This is a genomic window from Clostridium sp. AF19-22AC, from assembly GCF_003479085.1.
Taxonomy (GTDB): domain Bacteria; phylum Bacillota; class Clostridia; order Lachnospirales; family Lachnospiraceae; genus Faecalicatena_A; species Faecalicatena_A orotica.
The window spans coordinates 68,969-85,431 of the sequence record NZ_QUGN01000014.1 but is presented as its reverse complement, the minus strand read 5'-3'; the positions used below and the strand labels follow the sequence as shown (position 1 = coordinate 85,431).

The window sequence follows — 16,463 nt, the reverse complement described above, 5'->3', positions numbered from 1 at the left end:
TACTTTCTTTCTCTATTCTTCCGATGCAGTCTCAGGCAATACCGTTATGCGTATTTTTTCTACCCGCTTTCCGGCCATTGACATAACCTGTACTTTCAGGTTATCATACATAAAATTGTCCCCTTCCACCGGGACCTGACCTATCTGTTCCATGACCCAGCCACTTACTGATAAAACTTCAAACTCATCCTCTCTGCCAAGTATCTCGAATACTTTTTCAACATTGGCACTGCCCATGACCAGGTATTCTGTCTCAGATATTTTTGCGATTTCCTCAACCACTTTGTCATGCTCATCCCATATTTCACCGACTAATTCCTCTAAAATATCTTCCAGTGTCACAATTCCAATGGTTCCGCCAAATTCGTCTAATACAACCGCTATATGGGATTTTTTCTGCTGTAGCTCACCCAGCAATGCTCCAACATGTTTCCCTTTTGAAATGAATAAAGCGGGTCGGATAATCGTCTGAATATCCTTATCTGTATGAGCGATGTAATTATGGAAGTCTTTCTGGTATATAATCCCTATGATGTTGTCAATGGTTTCCTCGTAAACTGGCAGTCTGGAAAAACCAGTCTGCATAAACACTTCTGCAATTTTATTCTTATCTGCATCAGCAGGTACTGCCGTAACATCTATTCGTGGGGTCAGAATATCTGAAGCCTCCAGTTCTGAAAACTCAATGGCACTCCGGATCAAGGTTCCCTCTTGTTCATCTATACCACCCTCCTGCTCGGCCTCTTCCACAATAGTAAGTAGTTCTTCTTCCGTGATAGCTGGGTCATTAGATGTCTTGAATACAAGGGAGAGCAGTTTCTTCCACTGTTTAAACAGGAAATTGATGGGCGTGAGCAGTATAACAAACATGTTCAGAAATGGTGCAGAAAACATAGCAAACTTTTCTGGGGATTCTTTGGCAATACTTTTGGGTGATACCTCTCCAAAAATCAAGACTACAACGGTGGTCACCACCGTAGAAACGCTTGCCCCGGCTTCATCCCCCAACATTTTGACAAATATCACGGTAGCTAGGGCTGCACATGCGATATTTACAATATTATTCCCGATCAATATAGTTGACAGGAGACTGTCATAACTCTCAGAAAGACGCATGACTAACGCAGCCCTTTTGTTTCCTTTTTCCGCCATATTTTTCACCCGAATCCGGTTCAGTGAAGAAAAAGCTGTCTCCGTAGCTGAAAAATAGGCTGACATCATGATACAAAACACAATAATAATCAAAGATAAACTATCACTTTCCATCATTTAATCCTTTCTTGTTTTTCTTGACTTTTGCCTTAAATTTTCTATATCAAATAATAACTCGAAATGTATCTTACATGGCAGCCTCCTTTTCACGGGAGGAAATCCCCTTTAGAATCCTAAAACAAAAAGGCACAGCCACGCCCTGTGTGCAGGGCGCAGCTATGCCTTTTTCTTTATATTTATGCTTTCGTTTTTTACAACTGTGGTAAGGGGCAGCGTCGCTATCAGCGTTGTCCTTCATATATTCCTCCAATGATTTTGTACAGTGATTTTATCATATTATACTTGATAACTTTTCGTATTGCAATATGAAAATCAAATCTTCTTAATATTTTCAGGATGACTGGCTAAGATGAATAATGACATATTCACAATGTCCCTCAGTCCTTAGAGGATATCCCCATCCGGTAAAACCGGAAGAAACAATCACTTTACACTCTCCGCTTTGGTACTCGCCATAATTAAGAACTCCTGTCAATTCTGACAGCCATCCCACCGGCCATATCTGTCCGGATACTTCCAGATCTACTCCCTGCGCATCATTTTTTAGCTCTTCCACAGCTTTGTCTAATAGTTCCGTATCCTGGATAGTTCCATAATGGGTATCTGTGATCAGGGCTATTTTATAGTCATTTACACATACAACTGCCAAAGCTAACGCTGCACCGAAACAAATCATTCTTTTCGTCTCTCCTTCCGGAAAGATAATCTTAAATAGAAAGAAAAAGATGATCATGGAAACGCCGCCGGTAATAAAGGTTACCAGTAAATTGTAAATTGCCGGGGCTACATAAGCAGACGCAATCGGCATCCATAAATTGTTAAACCCAGCAGTATACAGACGGGATATTCAGACGCGGGATATCTCTGGTATCCCATTCCCCTTTTCCACTTAAAAATGCTGCTTTTTCTTCTGTTGTCATTTTATTGATCAAATCTTGATGTTTCATCTGCTCACCTCTATTCTACAAAGAGACCCGAGACTATATCTGTCTCAAGTCTCTTCTGACTTACCTGTTATTCTTCTGCGGTCTCAACGGTAATCTTAGAATTTTTCTTTCTTATATAGTTTCGAATTACAATGACTTCAAGTGCAATTAAAATCACTGCAAGCGCTGCATCTACACCATAGAATATCAGCATCCATACAGGAATCGTTCCAGGTGTGTAATCTTCATAGGCCACACTGTTTACCACTGTGTACATAATATTCTTGCTCGCCTGACGCATAGCCAATACAGAAGTAGCACTCTTCTGGTCTGTGATCAGTGCCTCTCCTCCAGTTGTCCCTAACATACAGTCGCTTCCGCCGCGGATGGCTCTGTCTGCATCCATATAACCATAGTTTCCAAAATAATCTGTCAGAACCATTCCCTGGAATCCCCATTCATCACGGAGGATATTGTTCAGAAGCGGAGCATAACCGCCGCCCCATTCATTTCCTATATAATTAAATACTGACATGACTGCCAACGCTTCTCCGTCATTATCTTTCACACACGCTTCAAACGGCTTCAGGTAATTTTCTCTTGCTGACTGCTCCGTGAGCCATGTGTTCAACATAGCATTACGGTTCGTTTCCTGTTCGTTGAAACCAAAGTGCTTCAGATAAGGATACACACCATTCTCATATGCTCCCTGAATGGTATTGACTGCCATTACAGCGCTCAGAACACCATCTTCTGAATAATACTCAAAGTTTCTTCCTCCAAATGCAGAGCGGTGAAGATTCATGGCTGGCCCGTACCATCCGGCAAATCCAAAGTCTACAGCCTCGTTGGTGATTCCAAGACCTACTTCATGGGCAAGTTCTTCATTCCAAGTCTGTGCAATCAAACTTTCTGAACAGTATCCAGTTCCATAAGAGCCAGTAAAGAAGGAATTAATACCTGCTGGTCCGTCAGTGTCCTGTGTAGCAACTTTTCCTACCGATGTCACTTCTACTGTCTGGAACCCGCCATATCCGATCAGGTTCACCATGTCATCTATTGAAAGGTTATCAAGAAGCTGTTCCCATCTTTCATCATCATAATCAGCATCTCTTAAATCAAACAGCTCAATCTCATTATCGGCACCTGTTGTGGGCATGACGTCTTCTTCTTTGTTGTATTCCGTTGGGTCATATGTACCATTTGCCAGTATCTCAGCTTTTGCTTCTCTGTCCGCATCTGTAGGGCCGGCTGTGGCTGATGCATAATTTGCAAACCCATCTGCACGTGACAGATATTCCACATCTCCTTCCGCTGACTGCATCTGATTGGTGGCAACGGTCACGTCATCCGTTCTTGGATTTGACTCATCATATATGATGGTTTCCGCCACATTGTAATTCTGTTCACTAACTACTGTATGGGAATCTGTCCTCAGACTAATTGCGTAGTCCCCGCGTTCCAAAACATAACAACCATTTCCATAAGTGTCATAGGACGCCATATCTTCTTGATTCCATGTAAGTGTTAAAGCTTCACTTGCACCTGGATCAAGCATCTGGGTCTTATCCAATGCGATCAGATTCACAGAGGCTTTTTCAATTCCGCCATTGGTGTAGGGCGGTGTATAATAAAGTTCCACTACGTCCTTGCCTGCAGAATTTCCTGTATTCGTAACTGTAACTTCTACTGTCAGATTTCCATCCCTATCTGTGGTGATATCACCCATTGACTGCTCAAATTCTGTGTAGCTGAGGCCATAGCCAAAGGGATACAGCACAGCTTCTTCATAATTAAGAAATCCTTCTGCATCTGCCGTTTCATAAAAACGGTAGCCTGTATAAATATTTTCAACATACCTGACAAAACCTGCCACTCCGTCAGCAGCTTCCCACTCTGCCTTTGCAGCATCCAGCATGTCCTGTACATTTGTGTAAGTCATACTTCCGATGTTATGAAAATATGGTGTCTGTGTAAGGTCACGTACCCAGGTATCCGCTGTTTTTCCGGATGGGTTTACCTCCCCTGTAAGAATCTTTCCAAGGGCATTGAAGCCGGTGGCACCTGCGCCTGGAATAAGGAATGCTCCCTTAATCTGCTCATAATCATCCAGCCAGTCCAGTTCAAAAGTATTGGATCCGTTATAGACCACAACTACATCCTCAAACCGGCTGCATACCATATCTATCATCCTCTGCTCTGTCTGACTGGGCTCAAGATAATGCTGTCCATCTTCAAAGTCTGCGTATTCCTCAGAATTGTTATCATACTTTGCATTCAGATATTTTGTACCCGGCTCATTCCATGAACCGTCCATTACAGCACCCATATCATGAGGCAGATCGGAACCTTCTCCTCCTGCACGTGATATAACAACTAATGCCGTATTTGAAAACTCCTGTGCATTGGCCAGCATCTCCTCGCTGTAATCCTCTGCCGGTATCTCCGGAAGTGTCCAATCCTGTCCCTCCTGGTTAATCCCTATGACCGGACGTTCACTGCGGTATTCTGTATACATATCAAATAATTCTGTGTTAAGTGAGAACCCGGCATTTTCCAGTCCATCTAAAAGACTCACTGCCGTACTCGCATCAACTGTTCCTGATCCGCTTCCGCCATATACCGGATTCGCAGATGACCAGCCAAATACGTTTAAGCTTCTTGTCTCAAGCGGCAAGGCACCGTCTTCGTTCTTCACCATGACAATTCCTTCTTCTGCCACACGTTCTATCACATCTCTTGAATTTGCCACAGATTCCTCTGTCAGCGTTCCCATCTTAGCCATCGCACCGTTAATTGTGTTGTGCATAGGTCCCAGACAAATTGCATTTACTGTAACTACCAGAACCAAAAGAAATGCAAATACCGACTGTAAACGTACAAACCCTTTTAACGGTTTTTCCAATTTCTTTACTGCCACTAAGGCTACTACTAAAGCTACAAGCATCACTCCGATAAAAATCAGATATCCCTTAATCTGTGTAATGACACTTATGACGTCTTCCCAAGCTATTTCCATAATGTCCTCTCCTTTTACTTATCATTACTGAACACACGGCCATGCAGTTCTTATGTAATAAAAATACCACTATTCTATTTAAAAAACGTGTTGTGGTATAGTTGGTTATTCTGGAGGTAAAACCGGTACATCTCTTTTATATATAAGACAAAACGTCTGCGCATAGAAGAGAACTTTCTTGTTTCTTCCATGCGCAGACGCTCATCAAAACCTGTTAATAAAACATAATATCTACCCGAAAACGGTTATCCACTTTCTGCATCAGCACATCTCCCTGATACTTTTCTACAATGTATTTAATACTTTTAACCCCGAACCCGTGATATGCTTTATCTCTTTTTGTTGTCACAGGAAGGCCGTTTTCAAAAACCAGTTCTTTATTACAGTAATTTTCCACATGAATATGGCACCCCTCGTTTCTTCTTGAGATATGGATACTAATGATGCGCTTTTCCCGGTTTTCTTCCTGAATCACACTTTCAATCGCATTATCCAGCAGATTTCCAAACAACGCATACACATCCGTTGTTTGCATAAAATTCAAAAGCGTGCCATCCACCATAGAACTGACTTTTATACCATTTTCTTCACACATCAGACTTTTTTCCGTGAGTATCAGGTCCATTGCACTGTTACCAGTCTGGTAAATATTATCGTAAATCGTAACTGCTTTTTTAATTTCTTCAATATATTCTTTTTGTTCCTGATCATCTTCAATCTTCGCAATTTTTGAAATTCTGTATTTTAGATCATGGCTTTTAATATTGATGATGTTTACTGTTTCCTTTGACAGTTTCTGCTGCTCACCCATATTGTGCAGCATAGTCTCCATCATCTCATTTTCATGCGTGATCCTGTTCTGCCAGGATAGTGAAAATGCTATAAATATAGAAAGGACGCTACAGATGATCGCATATACTTTACACAGAACATTCCGTAAAATGCCTGCTTCATCGCCAAACGTGCCCGTATCCACTAATACACTGATAAAAATGACCGTAAGCAGTATCACGAGCGCAAGGACGATCATCCGCATATCCTTATCCACCAGCTCCCCCCTTCCTTCGTATCTCCTTATGAGCAGACAATACACAATCACTGCTGCTAATATATATGGAAAAAATCTGAGCAGCAGGAAATCCCATACAGCCGGCAGCCTCAGGTTTGTCAGCTCATGGAAAATAGTATACGCTGCATAAGCGATGTGCTGTGTCGCATAGCCGCACACACCTGCAAAAAGAACTTCCTTTTTCTTTACTTGAAAACAGAAGAACATAACCATAAGGGTGAGTACAAATAAAGCAATATAATATGACATATATGTAGCCGGATTATTTCCCGGAATGGAACGAAACGCAGTAAAAGCCGACAACGCCATGATAAAATATCCAACCAATGCCAATATAAAGCGTCCAGCAAAAAAGTCTTTTTTCTTCCAGTAAATCACAAAAACAGACTCAGCAATCATAAGCTGCATGGAAAAACGCACGCAGGAAATATACTTCATTCCCTCCATCAATACACACCCCCTATATATTTCATAAAATCTTCCCGAAACTCTTTTTTCTGCTGCCTGCTCAAAGGAAGGCAGATCTGATCCAGCCATACAGTATCCTTCTCAATTTTTGTAATGTGGCGTACATTCACCAGACACCCATTAATACACTTAGAAAATCCTTCGGACGCCAGGACTTCTTCAACCTTTTTTATCGTTCCCCTGACACGATAATCTGCATCTTCCGTATGATACACCACATAATTCTTATCCTTCTCTATATAGAAAATCCTGGACAAATTAATTTTTTCAACGGAATCCTCCGTCTCAATTATAATATTCCGCTCTTCATTCAACTTTAACAGCTGTATTGCTTTCTTCAATTTATCTGCAAAAACATAATACTCCAAAGGCTTTACGATAAAATCAATGGCATTCACTTCATACCCCCTGATGGCATACTGCGCCATATTTGTCACAAATACAATTCCTGTCTGGCTGTCCTTCCTGCGGATTCTCCTTGCCGTCTCCAGACCGTCCATATGGGGCATTTCGATATCAAGAAAAATAACATCATAGTTTCCTTCATAATCTTCTACAAAATTAAGACCATTGAGAAATAACGTTACCTTACACCGTATTCCTTCTTCTCTTTCATAACGCTTAATGTATGACTGCATTAATTGAAGATACCCTGTATCATCATCCACCAAAGCAACCTTAAGCATACTTATTCCCCCTCAAAAAAGTGGACATGGCCAGTGCCATAAAAATGCCAATGGGTATTTTTTCATTATTTTCTCCTTTTTCTGTGAAACAATTTGTCAGTACCTGCCTGTGCTTTGGTCAGCAGCTTAGCAGCATAATAGCCCAAAATGACAAACAATACCATGATAGCCAGATAATCCAGAAAGAAGAATGCAAGTGGCTCTAAAAAGTCGAAAAAGACAAACTCAGTCCGCAGCAGCATATAATCAGCCAACCCGCGCTGTACAAAAGCATAGATTCCATAGACGGATAGCAATGCAGCGGCAATGTGTAACATGATCCGCCGTTTGGAGGATGCCTTTTCCATACGGAATGCCTTTCTCAGCATCCCCATTATCATCCCTCCATGAAGTCCAAGATGGACAGAGGTCAGCACATAGCACCAGTAGGATGCAACCAAATGTACGGTTCTTGCAAGCGAAGCGCCGCCTTCAATGGTGAGGAATGGAAACACATAGTGGCTCATTATAATACCACTTGCCATAAGGGAAAGCATCAGCAGGAATATCAGAAGGTTCACCGTAGTCCCCAGTATCCTTACACCGCTGTATTTTCCCCGAAACAAGTTCTTGTGCCACTTAAAGTTCAGTACATGATGGAGTATAAACAGCAGAAACATGGCAACTCCTGCCCACTCGTGGATGTCTTTTCCCAGCAGCGAATAGGCCATTAAGACGGGAAGGAGCACTGTCATGAGGATATCTATTATTTTTTTCATTGGCCATCATCTCCTTTTTGGTTTTCAGTTGTCGTAAGCGTTGTCGTGAGCTATCCAGATGGGCTATTGCAATCCAAGCCCATTTGTTTAACCATTCTTCGACGTCAGCCTGCACACCATCCACGCTGGAGCCGCTTACAGCCAGGCTGTCAAGAAGGACGTCATCTGGTACCAGGCTGGCAATATCACCCTCACTTCTCCCCAATGTACTGCCGCCGTGGGTGCAGAAGGGAACGATTGTCTTACCGGAAAAGTCGTATTCTTCCAGAAACGTGAACACCCTGTCTTAGTATTCCTGTCCTCTGTATCATTCTTTTCTGTTGACTGTATCCTTTGTTCCTGCTCTTTTTCCTCTTCCACATCTGTCCTGCCATACGCTCCCAGCAGATTCATCAGAATCACTGACGCTAAAACAAATGCTGTTTTTTTCATATCCCGCCACCTGCTTAAAAGAGAGCTGTTTTAAACTGTACGAAATCCAAAAACATATCGCAAACATCCCCTTTATTTTCTGCCCCTTTTTCTCTCATTCTTATATATTACAAAGCCAACCCGCTAATCCACCTTGTCAGTTCCTCTGCCGAAACACTGCCTGAAAATCTTTTTCCGGGAATCCATTTTGCTGTATCAGCTACACAAGCCTCTAAGTTTTTCTGACTGTTTCCAAGCCCGCTTCCCCCTGATGTGGCAAACAAAATTATATTTTTCCCTGCAAAATCATAACTTTCCAAGAATGTATTTATGATAGTCGGTGCAACATACCACCACACCGGAAATCCTACAAATATGGTTTCATATTGTTCCATATCCTGTACTTCCGTTGCAATGGCAGGACGTGAAGCAGGATTCTTCATTTCTATTGAGCTCCGGCTGTTCTGATCGTTCCAGTTTAAGTCAGCCCTTGTATAAGGCTTCTCGGGTTTGATCTCATATAAATCTGCTTCCGCTGCCTCTGCCAGTTTTTTTGCAACTCCTTCTGTCACTCCGCTTGCTGAAAAATACGCCACCAATTTTTTACTCATCTGTTCTTCCTCCCTATTGATAAATTTGTAACTGTTCAGAATCATGAACTTACATGGTTATTCTAAAACAAGGGGCACGTCAGTCCCTTGTATATTGTTGATCATTCCTCCAGACTTCCCAGCCATTCAGTGACTGCACCATCTGGATTCGCCGCACCGGAATCATTGACAGAAAGTCCATTTTCAATTACTTCTGCATCGGGTTCCATCTCCTGTATCGTTGTTATAGAACCGGAAAAACCACTTCCTCCGCTGGTGCAGAACGGCAGAATTGTCTTGCCTGATAGATCATATTCATCTAAAAAGCTGTAAAGGATCATAGGCATATCGCCCCACCAGTTGGGGAAACCTAAGTAAATAGTGGAATAGGCATCCATATTATCAATGGTTCCGGAAATTTCCGGTCTTGCATCGTTTCTCTGTTCATCCTGGGCAATGTCCAAAAGATCATTGTAATCATCTGTGTAAGGATCAGCAGGAACAATTTCAAAAATATCTGCGCCAGTCTGGGTCTGAATTGACTCCGCCACTGCCTTTGTGTTTCCGGACCAGGAAAAATATACGACTAATGTACCGGATGTCTCCTCAACTTCACTTGGCTGCTGTGATGCCTCTTCCTGAACCGCTTCTTGCTGATCTTGTGTATCACGTTCCTGTTCTGTTGCCACGGTCTCTTTTGCTCTGCCTTCCTTTTGTTCTGTATTATCGCTGTTTCCACATGCTGCAAGCGACATCATTAATATACCTGTAATCAAAATACTTACTAATTTTTTTACCATAAGTCCTCCTGTTCGTTTTAACGATTTCTTTTTACTTCCTGAATCCTTGTGTTCTATTTGAATTGTCATAGATTTTTGCCCATCTCGTATGCCTTCTGTGGAAATTCGGAATGTTCAATCCCTGATCTGCTTCCACAGCCAGCTGCAAGGATCATTCCTGCATCTTCCCATTGCATATATCCGGCAAGGGTTTTGTAATAGCCAGTCAACGCCTGCATGGTCCATTCGTTACTGTCAAATGCGGTTGCCATAAGTATTGATTTTTTGCCGCCTGTAAATTTGTAGGTATTCGCATAAAAACGGTCAATCACTGTTTTTAACTGTGCGGAAACCGTAAAATAATAAAGCGGGGTCACCAATACTACCATATCAGCGTCTGCCATATGTGGATTCAATTTTTCCATGCCATCTTTCCAGACACATGGCGCTGAACCCATGCCGCATTTATCACAGCCAAGGCAAGGATGCAGTTCTTCAAATGCTGCGTCAAAACGATAGATTTCATGCCCGGCCTCTTTTGCCCCACGGATAAATTCATCCGCCAGCAGCGCCGATGTCCCCTTTCTATGAGGACTTCCTGTAATCACTGTTATCTTCATCTTTTTCCATCTCTTTTCTAAATAAATAAGACTATTTTCCTAAGGTCATACACTTTGTAATTACATCACCAGCAGCCAGATAATTATAATTTGGCATTTCAAAGTGCACCGGTTTAAATTTTGTGTAATCGGTCTTTCCGTTTTGATTGATGATGGACTCTTCCACAAAGGTATGCTCAATTTTTGCACACTTCCCGAAATAGCAGGGCGGGCAGCCGGATCATTTTGATCTTTTCATCGTGTCACCTCAATCCTTTTGATTACTTTTGCCGGTACCCCACCTGCAACCGTATTTCCCGGAACATCTTTTGTCACGACTGCACCGGCTGCAATAACTGTATCGTCACCGATAGTAACTCCTGCAAGAATCGTTGCATTGGCCCCGATCCAGACATTTTTACCGATATGGATCGGGGCTGGGACCATGTCTGCCCTGTGTTTTGGGTCCAGACTGTGATTTAGGGTTGCAAGGACTGTGTTGTGCCCGATCAGGGCCCCATCTCCGATCGTGATCCCACCCTGATCCTGAAATTTACAGCCGGAATTGACAAATACATGCTTACCTATAGTAAGGTTTTTACCGCAATCAGTATAAAAAGGTGGAAAAAGCGTGAATGTCTTATCCACTGGTTTTCCGGTCAGCTTCTCCATAATCATCCTGATTTCTTCTGGTGAATGATAACTGCCATTCAATTCGGCTGTAAGCCGCAGTGCTTCCTGAGATAGCATATGCATACACTCATGTACTTTTGATTCCGCAGTTATGGCTGCACCGCTGTTCATCACCTTTATGAATTCTTTTACTTCCATATATAAATTCTCCAGTATCTACTTCTTCTCTTTCTCTATGCGGAGATCATTGTCAGCTAGAAATTATCGCTGAAGTTTATAACCCTCTCCCCATACGGTATGCTCTTTCGAGTGCCGGATGGCCCTCAATCTCCCCCGCTTTGTCTGCGCCGCCTGCAAAAATGCTTCCTGCAAGCCGTGCTTTTTCAAAGCAGGAAATCCATCCTTTAAGTCCTGTAAGTGCTCCGTCCACAGCATGTTCGTCTTCGTCAGCCGCTGTAGCCAGTAAATACACATCTCTAAACCGGTAGTCCAGGAAAAAGAGCGGGTTTGCCCGGTCGAGCATGGTTTTCATCTGGCCGCTCATCTCGTAATAATAGACTGGTGTAGCGAAAACAAGTACATCAGCCGTCAGCATTTTACGTGCAATTTCATCCCCATCATCTTTGATCGCACATCCGCCTGTTTTCTGACAGGCAAGGCAGCCCCTGCAGAAAGCAATCTCCTTATCCCGGATACATACTTTTTCCACATGATTGCCGGCTTCCTTTGCCCCGCATATAAGCTCATCAGCCAGAAGTTCTGAATTGCTTCCTTTACGTAGGCTGGCTGTAATAACTAAAATATTTTTTTCCATCTTTCTTCCTTCTTTCTTATTTTTTTATCTGGTATACTAAATAATCCAAACAGTAAATCTTCTTCTCTTCCTTATGCACTACGTTTAATAACTCTTTTCTGTGTTTTTCCAACAATGCAAGCTGCTCCTCCTTCTTGTTGCTGTCTAAGTATAAAAGAAAATCTTTAATGGTATCCGGACTGCACCCCGCATCTTTTAAGTTTTGAATGACCGCTTCTCTGGATTCTAAATACATCATTTACTTCATACCATCCTCCTGATTTTTTATTTGCATGCTTTAAAAACACCTTTGAAGGTTTCCAATGCATTGTCATCTCTTTGAAAACAGTATAAATCCCGTTATTAAAAATAACAAATACTTATATTTAATTCATTTGTATAATTGAAACCTATTGTATTTTGTGATAAACTACTGTCAGATAGATACGAAACAACAAATACAAATCAAGGAGGAAGTCAAATGGAATTACGGGTTCTCCATTATTTTCTTGCGGTCGCAAGAGAACAAAGCATTATACGGGCTGCGGAATCCCTTCATCTTTCCCAGCCCACACTTTCCACCCAGATAAAAAATATGGAGGAAGAACTGGGCAAACAGTTATTGATCCGCGGTACAAAAGGATCGCGAAAGGTAACATTAACGGAAGAGGGGATGATTTTACGGAAACGTGCAGAAGAGATTCTCGATCTGGTAAATAAAACAGAAAAGGAAATCACCCTCGCCAATGATATTATTCTGGGAGACATTTATATCGGAACAGGAGAGACCGATGCCGTGAGAATTTTAGCAAAAGCTGCAAAAAGTCTGCAGAACACCTGCCCCGGAATCCATTATCATATTTCCAGCGGAAACTCCACCTTTGTAAAAGAACGACTGGATAAAGGTCTGCTGGATTTTGGAATTGTATTTGGAACCGTAGATTTAACGAAATACAACGCGTTGAAAATACCCGCTAAAGACATCTGGGGCGTTCTCATGCGTAAAGATTCGCCGCTTGCAGGAAAAGATATGATTTCTCCGGAAGATTTATGGGACAAGCCCCTTATTATATCCCAGCAGGAAGACAAAGGCGGTGCATTAACACAATGGCTGAAGCGGCAAGTAGCAGATTTGAATGTAGTTGCAACTTACAATTTAATTTTTAATGCTTCCCTGCTGGTAGATGAGGGCCTGGGTTATGCCATTTGTTTTGATAAGATCATTAATACCACTGGAAGCAGTAATCTCTGTTTCCGCCCATTGACACCGAAACTGGAGGATGACATGAGCATTATCTGGAAAAAGTATCAGATGTTTTCTAAACCGGCTGAAAAATTTATTGAAGTGCTGCGGGAAGGTTTAGATTAACTCAAATCCCAATAGCACGCATCTGCCCCATGATTTTTTCTATCCGCTCCTCATGTTTTTCCGGCTGATACTTCGGAAAATCCAGTCTGCTGACAATTTCCCCGTCCCGCATGAATAGCACGCGGCTGGTTCTGGCTGCAACGCTGGCATCATGGGTGACCAGCAGGACTGCCGTGCCTTGTTCATTTATTTTTGAAAGAAGTTCCATGACTTCTTTTGCCGACTTAGAATTCAGTGCCCCGGTTGGTTCGTCGCCGAAAATAATCTCCGGGTCACTCATCAGTGCCCGGCAGATCCCCGCCCTCTGGAGCTGCCCGCCGGACACCTGGGTGATGTCTCTTTGTTCCAATTCCCCGATTCCCACCTGCTTCATCAGAAGCCTTGCCTTTTTCGTAAGTTCCTTCACATTTTTACGATGGTCCCGCATAAGCGGTAAAATAATATTATCCAGTATATTCAGATTCTTTAATAGTGTAGGCTGTTGGAATACAAATCCCATTTTCTTTCTGCGCAGATCAGAAAGTGCGTCATCTGATAATCCTGACAGGTTCTGATTTTCAAAGACTACATTTCCGCTGTCTATTGCATCCATGCCGCTGAGTGCGTAGAGCAGGGTCGATTTTCCGGAACCGGAAGGCCCCATTACAGATACAAACTCTCCGCTTTCTATTTCCACCGACACGCCATTTAACACATTACGCTTTTCTTTTCCGGCACCAAAAGACTTTATGATATTATTGCCGCATAATAATTGATTCATTGTTTACTCCTTTATTGACTCGAAAATATGCACCCTGCCCGCCCGGAATGTTCCGCACACAGTAGCAAGCAGCGCTGCAAATGCCATGATGACCGGAGACAGTAAATAGGTGAATAGTGGGTTGACTGTAAAATGGAAGGCGGCTGCACCAATGGAGGACATCGCCATGCCGGATATTTTTTCTCCAAGCGTGCCTGCCAGTATTGTACCGGCGATGATTCCGGCTGCCAGTATAAAAGCAGCGCGCCATGCATACTGGGCCCTGATATCTGAGCCTGTGAAGCCGGAGGCTCTCATGACGGCAATCGAATAACGGTCCTTTACCGCCAGCAGCTTCATGAACAGCAGTGTTACAAGCAGTGTGACAGCAAAAGCCGCCAGAGTGGCTACCAGTGACGCTGTCTTTACTGAGTGAAGCGTCTGCCCGAATGTCTGTGCCATATATTCCTCAATCCCGGATATCTTTGCAAAGCTGAATTGATTAGAGAACATCTCTATCTTGTCAGAGAGCAGCCTCTGATCGGCCAGTGTGACACAGATCATACTCCATGCCGTTTCAGCAGTATCATCCTGAAAAACCGCTTTGGCTGTTTTCCCGCCATTGGTGATGTCCGGGTAAATTCCGCAGACTGACAGTTCTTTCCCGCCATTTGCTGTCAAAAGTATGAGTCGGTCCCCGATATTTTTTCCCAACTCCTCTGCATTCATTGAGGATAATGCAATTTCATTTTCTTTTACCGGCATCCTGCCAGAGGAATATTGGAGTGGAAAAACGGAATGATCCCCAAGTTCAATTTTCATATTTTCTGCGGTATCACTGTCCGTCTTTACTCCATAAGTTTTGGTGGTAAACAGGGCATATTCTTCCACATCCTGATCACCATTCAGATATGTTCCGATATCCTCTGTCTTTTGGTCGATCTGGCTGGTCTGCTGGATGTCAATCCGCATATCACAGCGGCCCACCCCAATATACGCAACAAAGTCATCTCCTGAAAGTGTATGATACAGGTTCTGCGGCACGATTATAATAAAGCTTGCAAGTATAATGACTGCCAGCATTGTAAAATACAGACGCTTTCTCGACAGGACATCCTTTATCCCAAGAAATAAATTCGTAGATAGCAGACGATTAGCTGATAATTTCATCCTTCCGAACCTGCTGACAGGTTCCTGTACTGCGCCGAAGCGGAGTGCCTGCACCGCCGATATTTTACGGAAACGCCGCAAATTCATATTTACATAGAAAAGAACCATTAAAAACACGAGGGCCGCACCTGCTGACCCAAGCATCACGGTGAAAGCGCTGCTGCTGCCATTCCCAAAATTCAGACGAAAGCTCTCCTGCATTGGTTTATTCAGCAAAAGTGATAATAAAAATCCTGTAATGCTCCCCAGCGCTGCTATGGATGCATAGATTGCCAGATAGATCTTTCGGATATCAGATGTCCGCATCCCGACTGCCTTCATGGTCCCGATTTCCCGGTAGTCTGCCTCTATCTTTGCAAGGAGTGTAAATCGTATGCATAACAATGCAATTAGGATGACAAGTAAACCAACTAACATGATCACGGCGATCATGATGCCGTCAGAAACAGCGCTGATCATTTTAAACAGCGGCCACGTGAGCACTGGTCCGCCGGCCGGGAGGCCAGCGGCATTGTATGCTGTTTCAAAGGCGCTTAACTCAGATAAATCATGCAGGCGGAATTCTATCAGATATTCCACTCTTCCAATCTGTTCCAGCAGGTCATAGTCTGCTTCACTCACAACAAATCTTTTTGAGGACGCAAGTGCCGAGTTCATCTGCGAATCCCGGACAAAGCCAGCTACTGTAAATGACCGGCCGCCGATGCTGGCCTGGTCCCCTTCCTTGACAAGACCGTCTTTAAAATAGCAGACAGGAACATAAACTTCCCCGTCTTTAGGGGCAATCCGCCTGTTATTCAGATCAAGCAGAAAATCAAACCTCTTGCTCTGCACGCAAAATCCGTTATCCTGTACACTGCCTGCAAGAGTATTCTTCCCCAGAGTAATCTTGCTGTTGTCCACATTCAGGAATTCAATAGTCTGATAGTCTTCCACATTGCTGTTATTCTCCGCAAATTCTTCCAGTTCTGATCTGCCAATTGTTCCGGAATGCATCTGCATGAAATGGGGCGTTTTAGCGTCCGCCATGAGACTGTCAATTGCTCCGAGCATATCCACGGTGAGCATCGCAGCCAATGACATCAGCATTGCCGCCACAGTGACAAAAAGCACCGTGGTAAACGAGACCACTTTATTTCTCAAAATATTTTTATAAATAATCCTACTATTCATACACGCCCC

General features: G+C 43.0%; 18 protein-coding genes. 1 reads left to right on the top strand and 17 read right to left on the bottom strand.

The features are described from left to right. Positions 1-12: 12 nt before the first annotated feature. From DWX43_RS16360 to DWX43_RS16295, 15 genes are all read right to left on the bottom strand, one after another. A complete protein-coding gene (locus DWX43_RS16360; RefSeq protein WP_330582270.1) occupies positions 13-1,269 on the bottom strand; it encodes a hemolysin family protein in 1,257 nt (418 codons plus the stop codon). 334 nt (positions 1,270-1,603) lie between these two features. Continuing rightward, entirely contained in the window at positions 1,604-1,948 is a 345-nt protein-coding gene (locus tag DWX43_RS27015) for a hypothetical protein (protein WP_182440733.1), read from the bottom strand. A 142-nt stretch (positions 1,949-2,090) separates the two neighbouring features. Continuing rightward, positions 2,091-2,219, bottom strand: a complete 129-nt coding sequence (locus DWX43_RS27565; RefSeq protein WP_279220799.1) for a hypothetical protein — start codon at positions 2,217-2,219, stop codon at positions 2,091-2,093. Positions 2,220-2,286: 67 nt separating this feature from the next. Beyond that, complete coding sequence (locus DWX43_RS16350; RefSeq protein WP_182440732.1) at positions 2,287-5,217, bottom strand: glycoside hydrolase family 3 C-terminal domain-containing protein; 2,931 nt, start codon at positions 5,215-5,217, stop codon at positions 2,287-2,289. A 214-nt stretch (positions 5,218-5,431) separates the two neighbouring features. Then, positions 5,432-6,733 carry a GHKL domain-containing protein gene (locus DWX43_RS16345; RefSeq protein WP_118621051.1) on the bottom strand — a complete coding sequence of 434 codons (1,302 nt, stop codon included), beginning with the start codon at positions 6,731-6,733 and terminating at the stop codon, positions 5,432-5,434. After that, the gene (locus tag DWX43_RS16340) at positions 6,733-7,440 is read right to left on the bottom strand and encodes a LytTR family DNA-binding domain-containing protein (RefSeq protein ID WP_118621050.1); all 708 of its coding nucleotides are present in this window, start codon (positions 7,438-7,440) and stop codon (positions 6,733-6,735) included. Before DWX43_RS16340 ends, DWX43_RS16345 begins: the two co-directional genes overlap by 1 nt. Positions 7,441-7,505: 65 nt before the next feature. Further along, positions 7,506-8,150, bottom strand: coding sequence for a DUF4405 domain-containing protein (locus DWX43_RS16335; RefSeq protein WP_243099355.1), 645 nt, complete (start codon positions 8,148-8,150; stop codon positions 7,506-7,508). Then, positions 8,059-8,436, bottom strand: coding sequence for a hypothetical protein (locus DWX43_RS27400; protein ID WP_243099353.1), 378 nt, complete (start codon positions 8,434-8,436; stop codon positions 8,059-8,061). The genes DWX43_RS16335 and DWX43_RS27400 overlap by 92 nt, the downstream gene beginning before the upstream one ends. Continuing rightward, positions 8,334-8,630 carry a hypothetical protein gene (locus tag DWX43_RS27395; protein ID WP_243099359.1) on the bottom strand — a complete coding sequence of 99 codons (297 nt, stop codon included), beginning with the start codon at positions 8,628-8,630 and terminating at the stop codon, positions 8,334-8,336. Before DWX43_RS27395 ends, DWX43_RS27400 begins: the two co-directional genes overlap by 103 nt. 107 nt (positions 8,631-8,737) lie before the next feature. Next, positions 8,738-9,220, bottom strand: coding sequence for a flavodoxin (locus DWX43_RS16320; RefSeq protein ID WP_118621047.1), 483 nt, complete (start codon positions 9,218-9,220; stop codon positions 8,738-8,740). 101 nt (positions 9,221-9,321) lie between these two features. Then, positions 9,322-9,999 (bottom strand): flavodoxin, encoded by a 678-nt coding sequence (locus DWX43_RS16315; protein WP_118621046.1) that lies wholly within the window; start codon positions 9,997-9,999, stop codon positions 9,322-9,324. Positions 10,000-10,064: 65 nt separating this feature from the next. Next, complete coding sequence (locus DWX43_RS16310) at positions 10,065-10,598, bottom strand: flavodoxin family protein (protein WP_118621045.1); 534 nt, start codon at positions 10,596-10,598, stop codon at positions 10,065-10,067. 234 nt (positions 10,599-10,832) lie between these two features. After that, positions 10,833-11,408, bottom strand: a complete 576-nt coding sequence (locus DWX43_RS16305; protein WP_118621044.1) for a sugar O-acetyltransferase — start codon at positions 11,406-11,408, stop codon at positions 10,833-10,835. Between the two features lie 76 nt (positions 11,409-11,484). Next, a complete protein-coding gene (locus tag DWX43_RS16300) occupies positions 11,485-12,024 on the bottom strand; it encodes a flavodoxin family protein (protein WP_118621043.1) in 540 nt (179 codons plus the stop codon). 16 nt (positions 12,025-12,040) lie between these two features. Further along, entirely contained in the window at positions 12,041-12,262 is a 222-nt protein-coding gene (locus DWX43_RS16295) for a hypothetical protein (protein WP_118621042.1), read from the bottom strand. Between the two features lie 222 nt (positions 12,263-12,484). On the opposite strand from DWX43_RS16295, the gene DWX43_RS16290 reads away from it, so the two are divergent. Beyond that, a complete protein-coding gene (locus DWX43_RS16290) occupies positions 12,485-13,372 on the top strand; it encodes a LysR family transcriptional regulator (RefSeq protein ID WP_118621041.1) in 888 nt (295 codons plus the stop codon). A gap of 1 nt (position 13,373) precedes the next feature. On the opposite strand, the gene DWX43_RS16285 is transcribed toward DWX43_RS16290, so the two are convergent. Both DWX43_RS16285 and DWX43_RS16280 read right to left on the bottom strand, forming a co-directional pair. Further along, the gene (locus DWX43_RS16285; protein WP_118621040.1) at positions 13,374-14,132 is read right to left on the bottom strand and encodes an ABC transporter ATP-binding protein; all 759 of its coding nucleotides are present in this window, start codon (positions 14,130-14,132) and stop codon (positions 13,374-13,376) included. A gap of 3 nt (positions 14,133-14,135) precedes the next feature. Next, positions 14,136-16,454, bottom strand: a complete 2,319-nt coding sequence (locus DWX43_RS16280; protein WP_118621039.1) for an FtsX-like permease family protein — start codon at positions 16,452-16,454, stop codon at positions 14,136-14,138. Between the last annotated feature and the right edge of the window lie 9 nt (positions 16,455-16,463).

Coding starts and splice junctions, on each gene's coding strand:
- DWX43_RS16310 (WP_118621045.1), bottom strand. CDS start 10,598: ATGAAGATAACAGTGATTACAGGAAGTCCTCATAGAAAGGGGACATCG.
- DWX43_RS27015 (WP_182440733.1), bottom strand. CDS start 1,948: ATGATTTGTTTCGGTGCAGCGTTAGCTTTGGCAGTTGTATGTGTAAAT.
- DWX43_RS16315 (WP_118621046.1), bottom strand. CDS start 9,999: ATGGTAAAAAAATTAGTAAGTATTTTGATTACAGGTATATTAATGATG.
- DWX43_RS16345 (WP_118621051.1), bottom strand. CDS start 6,733: ATGGAGGGAATGAAGTATATTTCCTGCGTGCGTTTTTCCATGCAGCTT.
- DWX43_RS16285 (WP_118621040.1), bottom strand. CDS start 14,132: ATGAATCAATTATTATGCGGCAATAATATCATAAAGTCTTTTGGTGCC.
- DWX43_RS16290 (WP_118621041.1), top strand. CDS start 12,485: ATGGAATTACGGGTTCTCCATTATTTTCTTGCGGTCGCAAGAGAACAA.
- DWX43_RS16360 (WP_330582270.1), bottom strand. CDS start 1,269: ATGATGGAAAGTGATAGTTTATCTTTGATTATTATTGTGTTTTGTATC.
- DWX43_RS16320 (WP_118621047.1), bottom strand. CDS start 9,220: ATGAGTAAAAAATTGGTGGCGTATTTTTCAGCAAGCGGAGTGACAGAA.
- DWX43_RS27565 (WP_279220799.1), bottom strand. CDS start 2,219: ATGAAACATCAAGATTTGATCAATAAAATGACAACAGAAGAAAAAGCA.
- DWX43_RS16335 (WP_243099355.1), bottom strand. CDS start 8,150: ATGGCCTATTCGCTGCTGGGAAAAGACATCCACGAGTGGGCAGGAGTT.
- DWX43_RS16295 (WP_118621042.1), bottom strand. CDS start 12,262: ATGATGTATTTAGAATCCAGAGAAGCGGTCATTCAAAACTTAAAAGAT.
- DWX43_RS16300 (WP_118621043.1), bottom strand. CDS start 12,024: ATGGAAAAAAATATTTTAGTTATTACAGCCAGCCTACGTAAAGGAAGC.
- DWX43_RS16305 (WP_118621044.1), bottom strand. CDS start 11,408: ATGGAAGTAAAAGAATTCATAAAGGTGATGAACAGCGGTGCAGCCATA.
- DWX43_RS27395 (WP_243099359.1), bottom strand. CDS start 8,630: ATGAAAAAAACAGCATTTGTTTTAGCGTCAGTGATTCTGATGAATCTG.
- DWX43_RS16340 (WP_118621050.1), bottom strand. CDS start 7,440: ATGCTTAAGGTTGCTTTGGTGGATGATGATACAGGGTATCTTCAATTA.
- DWX43_RS16350 (WP_182440732.1), bottom strand. CDS start 5,217: ATGGAAATAGCTTGGGAAGACGTCATAAGTGTCATTACACAGATTAAG.
- DWX43_RS16280 (WP_118621039.1), bottom strand. CDS start 16,454: ATGAATAGTAGGATTATTTATAAAAATATTTTGAGAAATAAAGTGGTC.